The organism is Campylobacter concisus, from assembly GCF_002913765.1.
GTDB classification, from domain to species: Bacteria; Campylobacterota; Campylobacteria; order Campylobacterales; family Campylobacteraceae; genus Campylobacter_A; species Campylobacter_A concisus_BB.
Window position 1 is genome coordinate 240,680 of the sequence record NZ_PPCH01000025.1, and the last position, 16,861, is coordinate 257,540.

Here is a 16,861-nt window from a genome sequence, read left to right on the forward strand (position 1 = left end):
ATAAAAAATGAGTGAAAATCAAAATGACATTTCAGTTTTAAGCCAGACAAAGCTTCTAGGACTTGGCGCAAATCCTGCCCTAGATCATGTGCTACCACTGCTTCTTTTGGCAAACAGAGTATCAAAACTACAAAATTTTTCACAAAGCGAGATGCAAAATTTACGTGAAAAGCTGATAAATGATATATTAAGCACCACTTCAAAGATCTCAAATTTAGGCATTTATGAAGAGGATGACATCATTAGGCTTAGATATTGCCTTTGCGTTTTCATCGATGAGAGCTTGCTTAAAAATGAAATTTTTATGAATAGTTTTTGGGCGAACAACACCTTAACAACAAGATTTTTCAACGAAAATTTAGGTGGCAACAAATTCTTTGGCATCATGGATAAATGGTTTGAAAATGTTGGCAAAAACAAGGACTTTTTAGAGTTTATCTACGCTTGTTTGGTGCTTGGATACAAGGGCAAATACGAAGCGCAGGAAGATTGCAACGAGAAAATTTCATACCTTTGTGAAAATATAGCCTCAGCCGTTTCGCCTCTTATAAAGGCTGATGAAAATGTATTTGAAAAGAGCTATTTAAAAACTAAAAAGAGAAGCTTTTTTGAGATATTTTCACTAAGGCATTTGAAATTTTATTTTATACTTATAGCGCTTGCAGCTATCGCGGCTGCGTTTTTATATAGCACCTACTCGATGGATCAAAACAACGTTAAAAACGACAGCGTTTTAAACAATAAAATAGAAAATTTTATGGACAAAAAGTAAGTGCAAGATAAGTTTTTCAACAAATTTAGCGAAAACTTTTCAGAAAACGAACTCTACATCAGCCTTATAGACGAGATGTCAAAGTATAAGACTTTGACTCACGATACGATAAAATGGGACTTTGTTTATAGCTCGTCTTTAAAGGCATTAAGCGAATTTAGCCTCGATGTAAAGCTTTTAAATTTCTTAGCGATCTCTGCTGTAAATTTAAACGACAAAGATGCTTTTAGAAGTTTAATCAGTGCTTTTTCATTTTTTCTAACTACCCTAAAACAAGAGCCAAGTTTATTAGCCAAAAATGAAAAGCAAGTGCCTGCTAAAAAAAAGATATTTGCTCAAACGATAGAGCTTTTTACGCAAGCCCATAGGGACGGTATAAATTTAGACGAAGCGGATGCAAGGGCTTTTAATGATCTTGTACCTGAGCTCTCACGCGAGCTTAGCACGCACTTTGATATGCTTTATATAGAAGAGAAAAATGAGCAAACTCAAAAAATAGAGGAGCCAAAGCAGCAGCCGCAAAAGGCAGAACCAAGCTACTCACAAAGTGTCTCTTTTGGCAGTAGTGACATTAGCACATTTAGCGATAGAGAGTTTAGGGAGTATTTTGTAAATTTATCCATCTCGCTTTTAAAAAATGATATAAAAAATTTGACCGCTTACTCACTTGTTTTTGAGGCGATGTGGGGCAGGATCAAGGCTTTGCCAGTTAGCAGCGAGCAAGTGACGCAGATACGCTATCCTGATGAAAATTTGATCTTACTTTTTAAAAATATGAAAGAAGCAAACCTTGGTAATTTAGAGAAATTTATAAGAAATTTAGCTCTTAATCCATTTTGGATAGATGGCGTTAGGATATTTTGTGAGTTTTTAAGATCATCTGGACTAAGCGAGCAAAGCGAGCTAGTTTCTAGTATGACTTTAAATTTCATAGAAAAATTCCCAGATATGAAAAAGCTTAAATTTCAAAGCGAAGAGGCATTTTTCAGTGAAGAGAGTGCTAAATTTTTTAGTAAAAAAGAGAGTGCAAATTTTATCTCTAGTGACGAAATGAAAAAGGATATGAGCTTTGAAGAGCTGATAAAAGCCCTTGATAGAAGCAAATATACAACAAATTCGCAAAGTGAGCTTAGCTTTTTGTTAGAGCTGTCCAAAATTTTTACAATCCAAGGCATGGACAACAATGCGAAAGTTGTATATTCGCAAATAGTTAAATTTATAGAAAACACCGAACTTAAGGATTATTTGTCAGATATTTATATAAAGGCAAAAACATTTTTGTGATAAAATATGTTTTTTTAAAACTTCTTTAATTTTATTTAATTATAATTCTTAAATCATTTACTCAAAAAAAGGATGTTATTATGGCAGAGAATTCAATCCCACCAAAAGAACGTATAAACATTGTTTATAGAACCAAAACAAACAACCAAGAAGCAGATGTCGAGCTTCCATTAAAGCTGATGGTAGTTTCAAATTTAACTGGTGAAAACCAAACTCCACTTGAAGATCGCGAAGTTGTCTCTATAAATAAGATAAATTTCGATCAAGTTATGAAAAGTTTAGACATTCATACTGAATTTTCAGTGAAAAATAGACTAAATTCTGGTAGCGAAGATCTAAATATCGATCTAAATTTTGAAAGCATTCAAGACTTCAATCCAGACAATATCATCAACCAAGTCCCTGAGCTAAAAAAGCTATTGCAGCTTAGAAAGGCTTTAGTTGCGTTAAAAGGGCCTATGGGCAATATGCCTGATTTTAGAAAAGCAGTTTTAGAGGCTATTAAGGATGAAGATAGTAGAAAACAGCTTCTTTTAGAGCTTAAAGACGAAAAAGATAAGGAATAAAAATGTCTGAAACTAAAGTAAAAACTCCTATCATTGAAAGCATAATGCAAAGGAGCAAATATACAAAAGATGATGAAAGTTATAGCGTAGTAAAGCAAGGAGTTGCCGAGTTTATCTCAAATGTCATCACAACAAATAATGCTGAAGAGAAGATAAATAAGCTTGCACTTGATGAGATGATAGCTCATATAGACACGCTTTTATCAGCTCAGATGGATGAAATTTTACACAATAAATCTTTCCAAGAGCTAGAATCTACTTGGCGTGGCATTAGATTTTTAGTCGAGAGAACAAATTTCAACGAAAATGTAAAGATCGATCTTTTAGACGCAACAAAAGAAGAAATTTTAGATGACTTTGAAAACAATCTAGATATAACTCAAAGCACACTTTATAAGCAAATTTACTCAGCTGAATATGGTCAATTTGGTGGTGAGCCAGTTGGTGCGATAGTTGCTGACTATGAGCTAGATAAGTCAAATCAAGATATGACTTTCTTAAACAAAATGTCATCAATTGCAGCGATGAGCCACTCTCCGCTTCTAACTTCGCTATCTTCTAAATTCTTCGGACTTGATAACTTTGGCGAGCTTGAAAACATAAAAGATCTAAAGAGCCTACTTGAAGGCCCACAATACACAAGATGGAGAACTTTTAGAGAGAACGAAGATGCAAAATATACAGGTTGTATGGTAAATAGATTTCTTACTAGATCTCCATATATCCCAGAAGACAATCCTATAAAAAGCTTTAACTACCGCGAAAGCGTTGATAAGCACGATGATATGCTTTGGGGCAACGGCGCTTATGCGTTTGCTACAAGACTTACAGAGAGTTTTGCGGACTATAGATGGTGCGGAAACATCATCGGACCAAAAGGTGGCGGCGCTGTAAAAGACCTACCAACTTACACTTATGAAAACTACGGAAGCGTTCAGACAAAAATTCCAACCGAAGTTTTGATAACAGATAGAAGAGAATTTGAGCTTGCAGAAAATGGCTTTATCACACTTACGCTAAGACGTGATAGTAACAACGCAGCATTTTTCTCTGCAAACTCAGTGCTAAAACCTAAAGTTTTCCCAAATACTCCAGAAGGTAAAGCTGCTGAGACAAATTTCAGACTTGGCACACAACTTCCATATGTATTTTTGATATCTCGTTTGGCGCACTATCTAAAAGTACTTCAAAGAGAAGAGATCGGTACTTGGAAAGAGCGCAGTGACGTTGAACGTGGCTTAAATGAGTGGCTAAGACAGTACATCTCAGATCAAGAAAATCCACCAGCTGATGTAAGAAGTAGAAGGCCATTTAGAAGTGCAAAAGTTATCGTTAGCGATATAGCTGGTGAGCCAGGCTGGTATAAGATAGAGCTTCTAGCTAGACCTCACTTTAAATTTATGGGGGCAAATTTCGAGCTTTCTTTGGTTGGTAAGCTGGATAAAGAGTAAATTTAAGCATGTCGCTGATAGATAAAATTTTATATGAATTTAGTGATGAGTCAAAATTTCGTCCCTACTTCAAAGACCTAGACAGCGACATCAAAGATCATATCGATACTATCTTAAATTCAAGGCTTGGAAACTACGGCCGTTTAAATGATAGTATCATCGATCTTTGGTCGGTTGGGGTTGAGATAAACGAGCTTGGCCATAGACTTGGCATGGCGATATATGAACTAATCACCTCAAACGAAAATAGAATAGAGATAACCTCTATCGGCTATGATGACTCGCTAAAGCCTTGGCGCATCATCTTTAACATAAACTATAAGCATAAAAACGACAATTTCAAAGAGTATTTGCTAAAGGTTATTTTTAAAAACAATAGATATTGTGAGATTTTATAATGGATTATAATGAAAATAATTTAGCTTATTTTCAAAAAGAGATGGCGTATCTTGATGAAACAAGAGCACTTTTTATAAAGAATTTCCCAAAAGTTGCACCATTTTTAGATACTAAGAGCAAAGATCCTGATGTTGAGAGTATCATAGAAAATATGGCTATTTTGACATCAAGGATTAGACAAGAGCTAGATGAAAATATCCCCTTAATAGCTGAGTCTTTGATAAATATCTTAATGCCAAGTTACACAAATCCTTTCCCCTCAGTTTGCATGCAAGAATTTGCTCTAAGAGATGACTTTTCAGAGAAAAAAGAATTTATACCAAAAGGCAGCATCATAGAGTCAAAACCAATAAACGGCGTGGCTTGTAAATTCCAGACGATATATGACGTAAATTTGCTTCCACTAAAGATATCAAAAGCTTTCATGTCAAACAACAAAAGCGACTATCTTTTAAATTTAAACATATCTATCACCAAAGATGAACTTAGCACCAAAGAGCTTGATACCAGCTTTTTAAATTTATACCTTGGCGATAACATATACTTCTCTTCAACTCTTTTGATGTGGCTAAAAAACTACTTGAAATTTATAGTCATAAGCTTTGAAGATAGCGATGAGGAGATAAAACTTGGAGCTGATAAGCTTAGTTTGGATGAATTTGATGAAGCTTTGATAAAGAGCGATGAGTTTGGTTTTGAGGCATTTGAGCTTATAAAAGAGCTTTCGTATTTTTCATCTAAACTAAATTTCATCCGTATAAACGGACTTGGTTTTTTAAAAAGATTTGACGCAAAAAGCTTTAACATCAAATTTGTCTTTTCAAAAGATATGCCAAATGGCTACGTGCCAAGGCTAGAGTATTTCTCTCTCTTTGCCACGCCAGCGATAAATTTGTTTGCCAAAGGTGCTGAGCCTATACAAAATAACAACAAACGAAGCGAATATAGAATTTTCATCGACCGCTCAAACATAAACGCTTACGAGATAGTCTCTATCACAAAGGTCGTCGCTCACAGCAGCAATAATGAAAAAAGGATACTTAAAAACTACAAAAGCTTTGAGAGGTTTGAGTTTTTAAATAGCCAAAGATCAAAGGATTATTACTTTGTAAGCAACAAAATAGATATGAAGCTAAACTCTTACAAAGAAATTTCATTTTTTAAAAATGACACCAAAGAGCAGACCGTAAGCATCGAGACGCTTTGCTGTAACGGCGATCTACCAACTAATCTAAAACTAGGCGAGATAAACAAAATCCAAAATCACCAAGGTGTAGTAACCAAAAATTTAACTATCCCAACTAGCGTAAAACGTGTAAATGTAGATGGAAATTTACTCTGGAGGCTAGTTAGTATCTTGTCATTTAGCTATCAAAGCATACTAAACAAGGGCTCTTTTCTAGCACTGCTTAATGCCTTTATGCTACCTGATGATGAGTTTTTGAAGAAATTTTCTAGCTCACTTCATGAGATAAAGACAAAACAGATCCACAGGGTCGATGGCGGCTTTGCAAAAAGAGGAGTGCTTTGTATATTTTATATAGATGAAAGCGAGTTTGAAAGCCTTGGAAATGTCTATGTTTTAGGTATAAATTTGGCTAAGTTTTTATCAAAATTTGCTTCTATTAACTCATTTTGCGAGCTTAAGATAAAGTGTGTAAAGAGTAAAATTTTATTTGATTATGGGTTTTTAAGCGGCACGAAAGAGCTAGTATGAGCGAAGAGATAAGCCAAGCTTCTTTTTTTAAACTGATAAAGAATATCCTAAAAAATAGGGATAGGAGCGAGATATTTTTAAAAAATAGCTCGAGTTTTGCCTACCCGATCAAAGAGCTCGAGAGCTTAGATGAGCAGGAGCTTACAAAGATAATTGTAAATTTTATGGGTCTTTTAGGAAGCGGCTCGCACCTAACAAGCTACATTTTAGAGAAAATTTCAAAGACTAATGACAATAGCTATGAGTTATTTTTTGATTTTTTTGACAACTACTTGCTTTGGCTATTTTTTGACAGCATTAGTCTAAAAAACTACGCAAGATCTTTTGAAGATGAGCTTGATGATAAAATTTCAAAGATCTTGCTTGATATGCTTAATATAAAAGATAAGCTACTGGCAAAGAAATTTCTGCCATTTTCGCCACTTGCGGTTAGCCAAAGAAGACCAAAAAAAGAGGTTGAATTTGCGCTTCAGAGCCACTTTGGACTAAAAGATAAGCTTTTCATACTTGAAAATTTGCCAAACCAAATTTTCATAGCTCCATCAAATTTAAACTCTTTAGGCCATAAAAATAGGACACTTGGTAAAAATTTCATCCTTGGCAAAAAGCTTTTTGAAAAACAAACTAAGATCGCAGTCTTTATAAACGGCATAGAGTACGAAGAGGCTGTGAATTTCTTCCCCAAAAAAGATAAATTTAAAGAGCTTCAAGAGACTCTTTCTTATTTTACTAATGATGAATTTGTTTCTGATTTATATTTGAAGATAAATTACTCTCACAAGATGCAGTTTAAGCTTGGGTCAAAATATACAAGTAGTCAAATTGGCTTTGGTTCAAGGCTTAAAAATGATAAAAAAATGTCAAATTTTATAAAATTTAGACTTTGTTCATAAAATTTAACTCCAAAATCAAAAAAATCTGATATAATTACATAAAAGAAATATATTTATTTGTAAAAGGATTTGCAGCTATGGCATTTATCGACTACTTACGCAGATTTTTCACATTTTTTAGGTTTAAACACAGTGTTGTTTTAGTAACTTCTATCGCTCTTAGTGTTTTGTTTTGGCTCTATGCCCCACTTGTAGCATTTAACGATATATACAGCTTTGCTAGCGTTAGCTCACGAGTTAGCGTGCTAGTTGCTTTTTGGGCAGTTATATTGTTTTTTGTCTTGCTTAGACCGCTGATGAACTATTTTGCATCACGCAAAGATGAGAAAAACGACAAACTAAAAGAGATAAAAAAAGAGTCAATGGATAGTTTTGGCAAAGCAAAGAGAAATTTCTTACTTTCGCTAAAAGACGCCAAAACGACTTGGAAAAAAGATATAAATTTCAAAAAATTGCCATTAATAATGATAATAGGCAACGAGGGCGCTGGCAAAAGTGCTTTTATAAACTATTCAAATATCGAATTTCCTCTATCTGATAGCCTAGATACTTATAAAAAGATACACCAAAGTACGACAAATTTTAACCTTTATGTATCAAAATTTGGAGCACTATTAGATACTGAGGGCATTCACTTTGCGCAAGAGAGCCTCTATCAGCCAACTGCGACAGAAGAGCTTCCTGAAGATGATGTAGAGAAAAACAGAGACTATCTACTTAAAAAAGGCGTTTGGAACGAGTTTTTACACTTTTTAAAGAGAAATGACTTTAACTCAAGACTAAGCGGCGCCGTGCTTATCATCGATACGAAAAAATTTCTAGAAGGCACTCAAGAGTATTTTGACGAGCTTATAAGATATATGGTAAAGAGGATAAATGACTGTGAGAAGCACCTTGGCATTAAATTTCCTATCTATGTGGTCTTTAGTAAGCTTGATCTTATAGATGGTATGGGTGATTATTTTAAATTATTTAATGAAGACGTGGCAAACAAAGCACTTGGTATAAATTTAGACTCAAATTTCACCGCCCAAACACTTGAGACAGAGCTTAAGGGCTTAAGCGACTCACTATTTAAACACCTAATGAGCAAAAACTCGATCTCGCACATGCTAGAAGATAAAAAACGCTCATATTTGTTCTTAAAACAGCTTGAAAATTTCTTCGTGCTGGTAAAAGATTTTGTTACAAAGCTAAGCTCTCAAAATGCCCTTAAAAACACATCTGTTATAAACGGAGTTTATTTTGTAAGTGCATATCAAGAAAACATCCCTATAAACTATCTTACAAATACAATTTGTGATAAATATAGCATCAAAAAACCACTTCTTAGAGCGGTAAATAATTACAGCAAACAAAGCTATTTTGTAAAATCATTTTTAAAAGAGATCGCTTTTAAAGCAAATGTAACGAAATTTGGCGCTCAAAATAGATTTATTAAATTTATAAATTTCGCCCTAGTGGCTGCACTTTGTGTGGGAGTTTATTTTGGCTCTAGTTATATTTTAAATATCAAAAATACAAAAGAGCAAATTGCGGCTAACAACGTAGATAAAATTTCAAACTATCTTGATAACAAAAAGTATAAAGATCTTACCGCTACACAAAAGATCGAGCTTTTAAATCTGCTAAAACAAAGTCTAAACGACTATCCAAGGATCTTTAGCGGTGATACTAAATTTGAGTACATCACTCTTGATACCTCTTATAAAGGTTTTACGCCTGTTAAAGCGCTTTATTACGACCTTAGCGCTGACTTTTTCAAAAATACAGTTTTAACTGAGATGGAAAATATCCTAAAAACAGAGAGCGATCCAGATAAGCTTATAAAAGCCTTTTATATGTATGATTCACTTTTTGATAAAAACTATACAAATGTAGATCTATTTAAAATTTGGATAGCTGCAAACTGGGATAAATTTGAAAAATATGGTGTTGCTAAGGACGAGTTTTTAGCACACATCGAAGCTATTTTAAATGCTAAAAATTTAAGCATTTCAGCAGATCAGAGCGCCCAAAGTGCAGCAAATACCAAGCTAACACCTGTTCAAAGAGCAAAAAGGCTCTACTCGATACTTGAGTTTATATCATTTAAAGATGAAAAATCATTCTACGACATCAAAAAAGAGGTTGAAAATTTAAACCAAGTAGTTCAAGAAAAAGAGGCGTTTAATCCATTTAATAAAATTTATACAAAAGAAAATTTAAGAGACTTCTTGGCTAAACTTAGCTCAAACATCGATGAGACCGCAGGCATCGAGTCGTGGCTAATGGATACCAACTCATCTTTAAAAGATATCAGCTCAAATGAGAAAAAAGAGCTAAGTATCGCAGTTGTAGAGCTTTACTTGCAAAACTATGCTGATAAATGGAACCAAATTTTAAGAGCGATCGAGCCAAATGAATTTGCTACTAAAAAAGAGGTCATAGATGAGCTTGAAATTTTGTCAAAAAGAGAAAACCCACTAAATTCTCTTATAAAACTAACTAATCAAAATACAAATTTAAATGATGAAAATTTACTAAAATACATCTACTCTCTAGGCTTTGCTTCAAGTGAGATAAAACGTATATTTACAGACTTTAGCACTAAATTTACAAACTATCATGCGTTAAATTCTGACGGATCGCTAGATCTTATCAGCAATGACGTCACAAATGTATATAAAAAAGTTAGCGACTATAACTTTGAGATGCTTCAAAGCAGTGACGATAAGATAGTTTATGCGATAAATGGCATAAAAAACGAAAATGATCCATTTATCGTGCTAAACAATGACGCTAAAAAGCTTCCAGATGAGCTAAATGAGTACTATCAAAAGCTATCAAAGCTTGCTTGGAAACAGGTAGAAAACGGAGCTTCATCGCTTTTAGCAACAGCTTATAAAGATGATGTTCTTGACGACTTTGAAAGTCTTATAAAGCCTTATTATCCATTTAATGAAAACTCAGCAAAGGCTGTTAGCATCGAAGAATTTAAGAGATTTTTTGGCAAAGACGGAACTTGGAATAGCTTTTATGATAAGTATCTAAAACAAATTTTAAGCAAAACAGGCAGTGGTTATAAGGTAAGACCAAAATATGCAAAAGAGCTAAGATTTAATAAAAGTTTCCTTGAAAATATCGCTTATATCGATAGAATTTCAAATTTGATGCTTGACTCAAATGACGAGCTAAAACTAAACTATAACTTAAAAGCGGTTGACCTATCGGCAAATTTCAGCCACATAAATATAGGCTACGCAAATAACTCTTTGGCGTATGATCACACGATCCCATCAAATTTACTTGTTTCAAGTAAAAGCTTTGATATCTCAACACAGTTTAAATTTAATGCAGTTTCAAATGCAGGTAGCGATAAAAAAGAGATCAGCTTTGATGGCGAGTGGGGCTGGTACAAGCTCTTAAAAGCTTCAAATTTCAGCAGCATTGGCGTTAGCACGCTTAACTTTGATGGTAAAAAAGAGTCATATTTTGGCTTTGAAGTTACTCCAAATGGCGGAGAACTTTTAGAGCTTATGAATATCATACCAACGATTGATTTACCAAGAAAGATGCTTTATTAAGGAAAAAATATGCAAGAAATAGCAGCGGTTATACAAAATTTCGATAAAGCTTCGAGCTTTTTGGCGCAGTATGTCATTTTTGATGAAAACGGCGGAGACATAGGCTCGCTAGATACGGTTAAATTTCCGTGCAGCGATACAAGTGGTTCTATAGCTTCAAAGCACGCTCATATAGGCTTTGAAGAGGGCGTTTTTACCATTTGTGGATACGAAGGATGCGAGATATTTTATAGCGATTCTTATTCGAAGTTGCCTGATGATTATGAAAGTGTGATAAATCCAGGAGATATTTTTAGGATAGGTGAGCTTAAATTTATATTTATAGATCCTTCTAGGATAGACGAATATGTCGGTAAAGCCCACAAGGTCATAGAAAACACCAAAAATTTTGATAAGCTTGATAATAAAGAATTTGAGCCAGTTGGGAAAATCTCAAATGTTGATTTTAAAGAAGAGCCAAAGATAAATTCTCTCATAGATGAAGAAAAAGATATCACTTTAAATGAAAATGTTCATGATATACCTTTAAATTTAAATGAGAGCGCTCAAAATTTCGATGAAGAAGATATAAATAGTCAAAGGATGCTAACAGCAAAAAGTATGGATGAGCTTTTGATGAATTTAGTTGAGAGCATAAAAGTACAGCCAAACATGAGCCCTATAAGTGAGCAGAGCAGGACGTTAAATACAAAAGATATGGATACAATTATAAAAACGCTGCCTCTAAGCGACAATACGACGCTTGTTAATGCCGTTTTGCTTAAGCTTATTTGCAAAGAGCTATATAGTCAAATGTACGATATAGTCGAGAATAATTCATTTTTCAAATATCTCTCTGGTGCTGTAACAAAAAGCACCAAAGAAGATAAAGAGGCGTTTAATTATTTATTACATAAAGCACTTGAAAGCTATATGTTAAAAAAGTAATGTTTTTAATAAAATAGAAAGTTAATAAAAGTTAAAATAACCAAATTTTTTAATAGGAGTAAATATGTCACAACCAGTGTATATTAAGGTGAAAGGTTCTACTCAAGGACTTATCTCAAGTGGTGCTTCAACAGAAGCTAGTATCGGTAATCGCTATCAGTCAGGTCACGAAGATGAGATCATGGCACAAGAGGTTTCTCACATTGTAACTGTTCCAGTAGATCCACAAAGTGGCCAACCATCAGGACAAAGAGTACATAAGCCATTTAGCTTTACAACATCTTTAAACAAAGCTGTTCCACTTCTTTACAATGCACTAACTCAAGGCGAGAGACTTCCAGAGGTTGAGATCTACTGGTACAGAACATCAACTAGCGGTGGTGCTGAGCACTTCTTTACTACAAAACTAGAAGATGCAACTATAACAGATATCACTCTAGTAAGCCCAAATGCTCAAGACAAGCTAAACAGCGACAAAACTGAGCTTTTTAAAGTTTCAATGAACTATAGAAAGATAGTTTGGGAGCACGTAGCTGCAGGTACAAGCGGAAGCGATGACTGGAGAGAAGCTACTAAAAAAGCTTAAAAAATAACCTAGGGATCCTCCCTAGGGATATCAATCTTCTCGTTGGAAGGACACAAATGAGCCCTTTTTATCATTATCTTTTAAAACACCATGATATGTGAAATGCGATATGAAACACCTAATTATGATCATATTTCTCATAACATCTTTATATTCATACGAAGCAAATTGCACGGATATGTTTGGACTCATTTTCAATAAAAATTTAAGTGATGTTGAAACGGCTAAGTATATAAAATACTACATAGATGATCTTGGATGTGATGCTAATGCTGGTATAGATTTACCAAATTTAACGATGAAAGCTAGCTTATTAGAATTTGCTTATAGTGCAAATAAACCAAAAAGCATTGACAAACTTTTAGAAAAAGGCGCAGTACCTAATGCATGGTTGGCTGGTTCAATAGGATTAGACTTTTTGCTTTTTTTTGAAGAAAATGGTGTTAAGTTAGAAGGGCAGTCACCAAGCCCTGAGCTATTAGAATTTATAAAAACACCGAAATATAATGAATTTAAAGAAGAGAAATTTAAGCTAATCAAAAAATTATTAGATCATGGACAAGATCCAAAAGACTATATCCTTTTACAGAAAGTATTAACGCTTGTAAATGATGAAAAAGATTTAGAGAATTTATTAAAAGATGGAGCTAAAAAGGAATTAGCACAATGAAGCAATTATCAATAATCATATTTCTTATAACATCTTTATATTCACATACAATAAATTGTGCTGATATGTTTAACATAATAGCTGATAAAAATATAAGCGACAATGATACAAGAAAATATATTGAGGAATATATTAAAAAATATGGATGCACGACAGATATAACTTTAAAAAATAAAAAGCTTTCTAATAGAACATATGATTTGCTCGAATTTGCACATGATTATAAAAAAAATAAGACTTTTGACCTGCTTTTAGATAATGGTGCTAAGCCAAATATGCAATTAGCTACATCTATAGGTATGAGCTTTACATTTTTCTTTAGAGAAAATGGTGTCGGTATAGACAACAAAAAAGCAAGCCCTGAGCTACTAGAATTTATAAAAACTCAAAAATATAAAGAATTTAAAGAAGAAAAATTTAAATTAATCAAAAAACTATTAGAGCATGGACAAGATCCAAAAGATTATGGCTTCTTAAAAAATATATTAATCCTCATAAATGATGAAAAAGATTTGGATAATTTATTAAAATATGGAACCAAAAAGGAATTAGTGCAATGAGGCAATTAGCAATAATTATATTTCTCATAACATCTTTATATTCACATGAAGCAAATTGCTTAAATATGTTTGCTGTGATATTTGACAAAAATACAACCGATGAAAATACTGCTAAAGACATAGAATATTACATAGATAAGATTGGTTGTGATGCTAACATTACTTTAGAAAATGATAAATTGCATTATGAACCAAATCTACTTGACAGTACTTATGCAATGAATAAGCCTAAAACACTTGATTTACTTTTACAAAAGGGTACATTTCCTAGTAAGTGGCTAACAAGAGACATCGCAACAGAATTCCTAGTCTTTTTTAGAGAAAATAGCGATGGCATAAAAGATAAAAAAGCAAGCCCTGAGCTACTAGAATTTATAAAAACTCAAAAATATAAAGAATTTAAAGAAGAAAAATTTAAGCTAATCAAAAAGCTTTTAGAACATGGTCAAGATCCTTATCATTATGGCTATTTGAGGGTTATATTAAAGATAGTAGGAGACGAAAAAGATTTAGATAAGCTTTTAGAAAGCGAGAAGAAGTAATGGATATTTTTAATATAAATAAAAAGAAACTCGATATAAAAAATGACAATGCAGAACTAAAAGATTTTAGTGAAAAAGATAAGTATACGAGAACCGATGAGGCAATCAGTGGCACTAGTGTAATTTTTGATGCTTTAGGTTGTAAAACATGTGAAAAGGGTGCTGATATTGCGAAAATTGGTGTAGATATTTTTGCAGACAAGGATAACCGAGCCAATAAAGAAGCTGAACGTGGTGGCATAGAAGAAGAAGTTAATAGATTTTATAATATTAAAGAACCAGAAAAGAAATACTTTAAAAAACTTAGAGAAGAAAAAAACGAAAAAAGATTGAAAGAGCAACAAATGGACAAAAACATAACATCACCAACATCATCACTAACTAAGCCAGTCATGCTAGCATCTGGCAACTCAGTGGCAACAGACGGCTTTGTAGATTATGGCGTATCTAACGATGCCTTCTCTACTCTTCAGATAGCAAACGATAAATTTATAGTCACAAGAGCTGATATAAATGAGAGTTTAGAGGATATATTTAGCATAGAGTGCTTTGCCTATATAAATTTAGTCAAAAACCCGCTTTATGAAAATTTAGAGAGTATATATAATGATAACGCTCAAACTGGCATATATAGGTACCTTGATAAGGGTATGAAGCTAAGCATAAAAAGACCATCTTCTATAAACAAGAGTATCATCCCAAGCAATAATGGCAGCGACTATATCTACTTTAGCGGCATAGTAAGCGATGTCGAGTATTTAGGCGTTGATGACGATAGTAGTACAAATATAGACAAAAAATATTTCTTCAAATTTAAACTCACATCTTCGCTATATAGACTAAGTATCAATAGAGCAAATAGAATTTACACAGATCAAAGCGTGCTTGAAGTAGTAAAAGAAATTTTGTCTTTTAACAAGCAAAGGCTAACTAAAGAGCTAGACTTCTCAAACATCAAAAATAGCTACAATAAAAAAGAATTTATAGCTCAGTACAACGAAAGTGACCTGGCTTTTATAACAAGACTTTGCCATGATAGCGGTATATATTTTTACGAAGATAATGAGAAAATTTACTTTCACGATACCTTTATCCTAGCTTATAGCAACCAAGCTGAAGGCCTAGCGCAAAGCGAACCGAGCAAAGGCAAAGAGGCTAGAAAAGTAAGCTTTAATGTAAATTTAAATAACAATCTCGCAAGCGAACACATAAATAAAATCACAAAGAGCGAAACTCTAAAGGCAAACAGCTTCACCCACTCATTTCAAAACACAGCCTATCCAAACGTGCTAGAGAGCAAAAATGAGAAGATATTTGACGAGCAGGTAAATATCTATGATAAGCATATAAATTTAGATGAGTATTCATTTAGTGATACGAGGTTGCTTGAGGTCAGCACCTATCTTAAAAAGCTAAGAAGCGATATGCTTTTGAAAGAATTTGTCGCTAGCTCAAACGTCTTTGCTCTAAATTTAAACGACAATATCTCAGTCGCCATTGATCAAAGTAGCGGCGAGTATGAGTTTAAAATAATAGCTATAAAACACACTTATATAGACGAAAGTGTTTTAGAAAATACTCTAAATTTAGGCGACAATGTCCCTTTAAAAGATAAGAAATTTATAAGCTCATATACAAATGAGCTAAGCATCATCCCAAGCAGTGTGAAATTTGTGCCAAGCTACAAGCAAAAGCCAAAAGCGCCTGATATCACTCTAGGTCTTGTTGTAGGACAAGATGGGCTAAATAGCCAAACAAACACCATCCATACGGATAGTTACGGCAGAGTAAAGGTAAGACTAAACGCCTTTAGCACACAAGAGCAGATAGATAAAGACGACACCATAAACGCAAGCTATCATAAGAGCGCCTATCTAAGAGTGATCACACCTATCGCAAGCAACAGCTCTGGCTTCTTTGCGATACCTAGGGTCGGCGATGAGGTGATCATCTCATTTTTGCAAAACGACATAGACAACCCAGTGGTAAGTGGTAGCCTCTATAATGCCTCAAATATGCCACTAGTAAATGTAGATAACAACTACCACCAAACATCGCTTAGCTCAAAAACGATCGGTGCAAATGAGACTGGCATAAACGAGATTACTTTGTCAAACTTAAAAAACAAAGAGCAAATTTATGTAAAAGCCGAGAAAGACTACGACGAGCTAGTAAATAACGACTTTTCTCAAACGATACTAAACGACAAAAGTTCTCAAGTGCATGGTAGCTACACCGAAAGGGTCAAAAAAGCGCACATCCAAACGATAGATCTTGCTAAAAACGTAAATGTCGGTGGCGAATATCTAACGACGGTTGGACTTTCAAAAGATACGGTAGTAGGCGTCTCAAATACACTAAATGTAGCTGTTGATGATACAACTAGAGTTGGTCAAGATAGACACGAGTTTGTCGGTAATGACAAATTTGTCGAGATAAAATCAAACCTCAACACAACCATACACAACGATGAGACTAAAGAGATAAAAGGTACCAAAGAGCAAAACATAGATGGTAGCTACAAGCTAAATTCTCAAAAGGGCATAAATGAGTTTAGTAACGAGCACATCGTGCTTCAGGCAAACAACTACATCGACATAAATGCTAAGTCAAATTTTACTACAAAAACAGCCGCGCAGCACACCGAGATGGCAGACTCTAAGTATAGCGAGATCGAGACGACATACGAGGTCAATGCTAAAAATGAGATCATCCACCAAGTAGGCAGCACCAAAGTAACCATAAATGGCGCAAGTGTCGTGATAGAAGTTGGCGGCATAAAAGCGATATTTGACAGCATGGGACTAAGAGTCATCGGTGGAGATATCAAGGCGCTGTAAAATACATAAAAACCCGTCAGTAATCGGCGGGTTTTTACAAATTTATTAAAAACGATTTAGCTTTTACATAGAGCTTATATAAAAACTA

The 16,861-nt window shown here is 34.0% G+C and carries 14 protein-coding genes; all 14 read left to right on the forward strand.

The window, feature by feature from the left end:
- Nucleotides 1–7 precede the first annotated feature (7 nt).
- The gene (icmH, locus tag CYO89_RS08005; protein ID WP_021086306.1) at nt 8–772 is read left to right on the forward strand and encodes a type IVB secretion system protein IcmH/DotU; all 765 of its coding nucleotides are present in this window, start codon (nt 8–10) and stop codon (nt 770–772) included.
- Nucleotides 773–2,056, forward strand: a complete 1,284-nt coding sequence (locus CYO89_RS08010) for a type VI secretion system domain-containing protein (protein ID WP_103597899.1) — start codon at nt 773–775, stop codon at nt 2,054–2,056. It abuts the gene before it with no gap.
- Between the two features lie 80 nt (nt 2,057–2,136).
- Entirely contained in the window at nt 2,137–2,622 is a 486-nt protein-coding gene (tssB, locus tag CYO89_RS08015) for a type VI secretion system contractile sheath small subunit (RefSeq protein ID WP_012001089.1), read from the forward strand.
- 2 nt (nt 2,623–2,624) lie between these two features.
- Nucleotides 2,625–4,073 (forward strand): type VI secretion system contractile sheath large subunit, encoded by a 1,449-nt coding sequence (gene tssC, locus CYO89_RS08020; RefSeq protein WP_103565630.1) that lies wholly within the window; start codon nt 2,625–2,627, stop codon nt 4,071–4,073.
- Between the two features lie 8 nt (nt 4,074–4,081).
- Nucleotides 4,082–4,471 carry a hypothetical protein gene (locus CYO89_RS08025; RefSeq protein WP_012001091.1) on the forward strand — a complete coding sequence of 130 codons (390 nt, stop codon included), beginning with the start codon at nt 4,082–4,084 and terminating at the stop codon, nt 4,469–4,471.
- On the forward strand, nt 4,471–6,189 hold the full coding sequence (gene tssF / locus CYO89_RS08030) for a type VI secretion system baseplate subunit TssF (protein WP_021086338.1): 1,719 nt from the start codon (nt 4,471–4,473) through the stop codon (nt 6,187–6,189). Before CYO89_RS08025 ends, tssF begins: the two co-directional genes overlap by 1 nt.
- A complete protein-coding gene (locus tag CYO89_RS08035; protein WP_103597900.1) occupies nt 6,186–7,082 on the forward strand; it encodes a type VI secretion system baseplate subunit TssG in 897 nt (298 codons plus the stop codon). The genes tssF and CYO89_RS08035 overlap by 4 nt, the downstream gene beginning before the upstream one ends.
- A 77-nt stretch (nt 7,083–7,159) precedes the next feature.
- On the forward strand, nt 7,160–10,648 hold the full coding sequence (tssM, locus tag CYO89_RS08040; protein ID WP_103597901.1) for a type VI secretion system membrane subunit TssM: 3,489 nt from the start codon (nt 7,160–7,162) through the stop codon (nt 10,646–10,648).
- Between the two features lie 9 nt (nt 10,649–10,657).
- Entirely contained in the window at nt 10,658–11,575 is a 918-nt protein-coding gene (locus CYO89_RS08045; protein WP_021089466.1) for a hypothetical protein, read from the forward strand.
- Between the two features lie 64 nt (nt 11,576–11,639).
- The gene (locus CYO89_RS08050) at nt 11,640–12,161 is read left to right on the forward strand and encodes an Hcp family type VI secretion system effector (protein ID WP_021089483.1); all 522 of its coding nucleotides are present in this window, start codon (nt 11,640–11,642) and stop codon (nt 12,159–12,161) included.
- Nucleotides 12,162–12,339: 178 nt separating this feature from the next.
- A complete protein-coding gene (locus tag CYO89_RS08055; protein ID WP_021089495.1) occupies nt 12,340–12,831 on the forward strand; it encodes a hypothetical protein in 492 nt (163 codons plus the stop codon).
- Nucleotides 12,828–13,391, forward strand: a complete 564-nt coding sequence (locus CYO89_RS08060) for a hypothetical protein (protein WP_232527100.1) — start codon at nt 12,828–12,830, stop codon at nt 13,389–13,391. The genes CYO89_RS08055 and CYO89_RS08060 overlap by 4 nt, the downstream gene beginning before the upstream one ends.
- Nucleotides 13,388–13,933 carry a hypothetical protein gene (locus tag CYO89_RS08065; RefSeq protein ID WP_258032552.1) on the forward strand — a complete coding sequence of 182 codons (546 nt, stop codon included), beginning with the start codon at nt 13,388–13,390 and terminating at the stop codon, nt 13,931–13,933. Before CYO89_RS08060 ends, CYO89_RS08065 begins: the two co-directional genes overlap by 4 nt.
- Nucleotides 13,933–16,773 (forward strand): type VI secretion system Vgr family protein, encoded by a 2,841-nt coding sequence (locus CYO89_RS08070; RefSeq protein WP_181001909.1) that lies wholly within the window; start codon nt 13,933–13,935, stop codon nt 16,771–16,773. Before CYO89_RS08065 ends, CYO89_RS08070 begins: the two co-directional genes overlap by 1 nt.
- Nucleotides 16,774–16,861 lie beyond the last annotated feature (88 nt).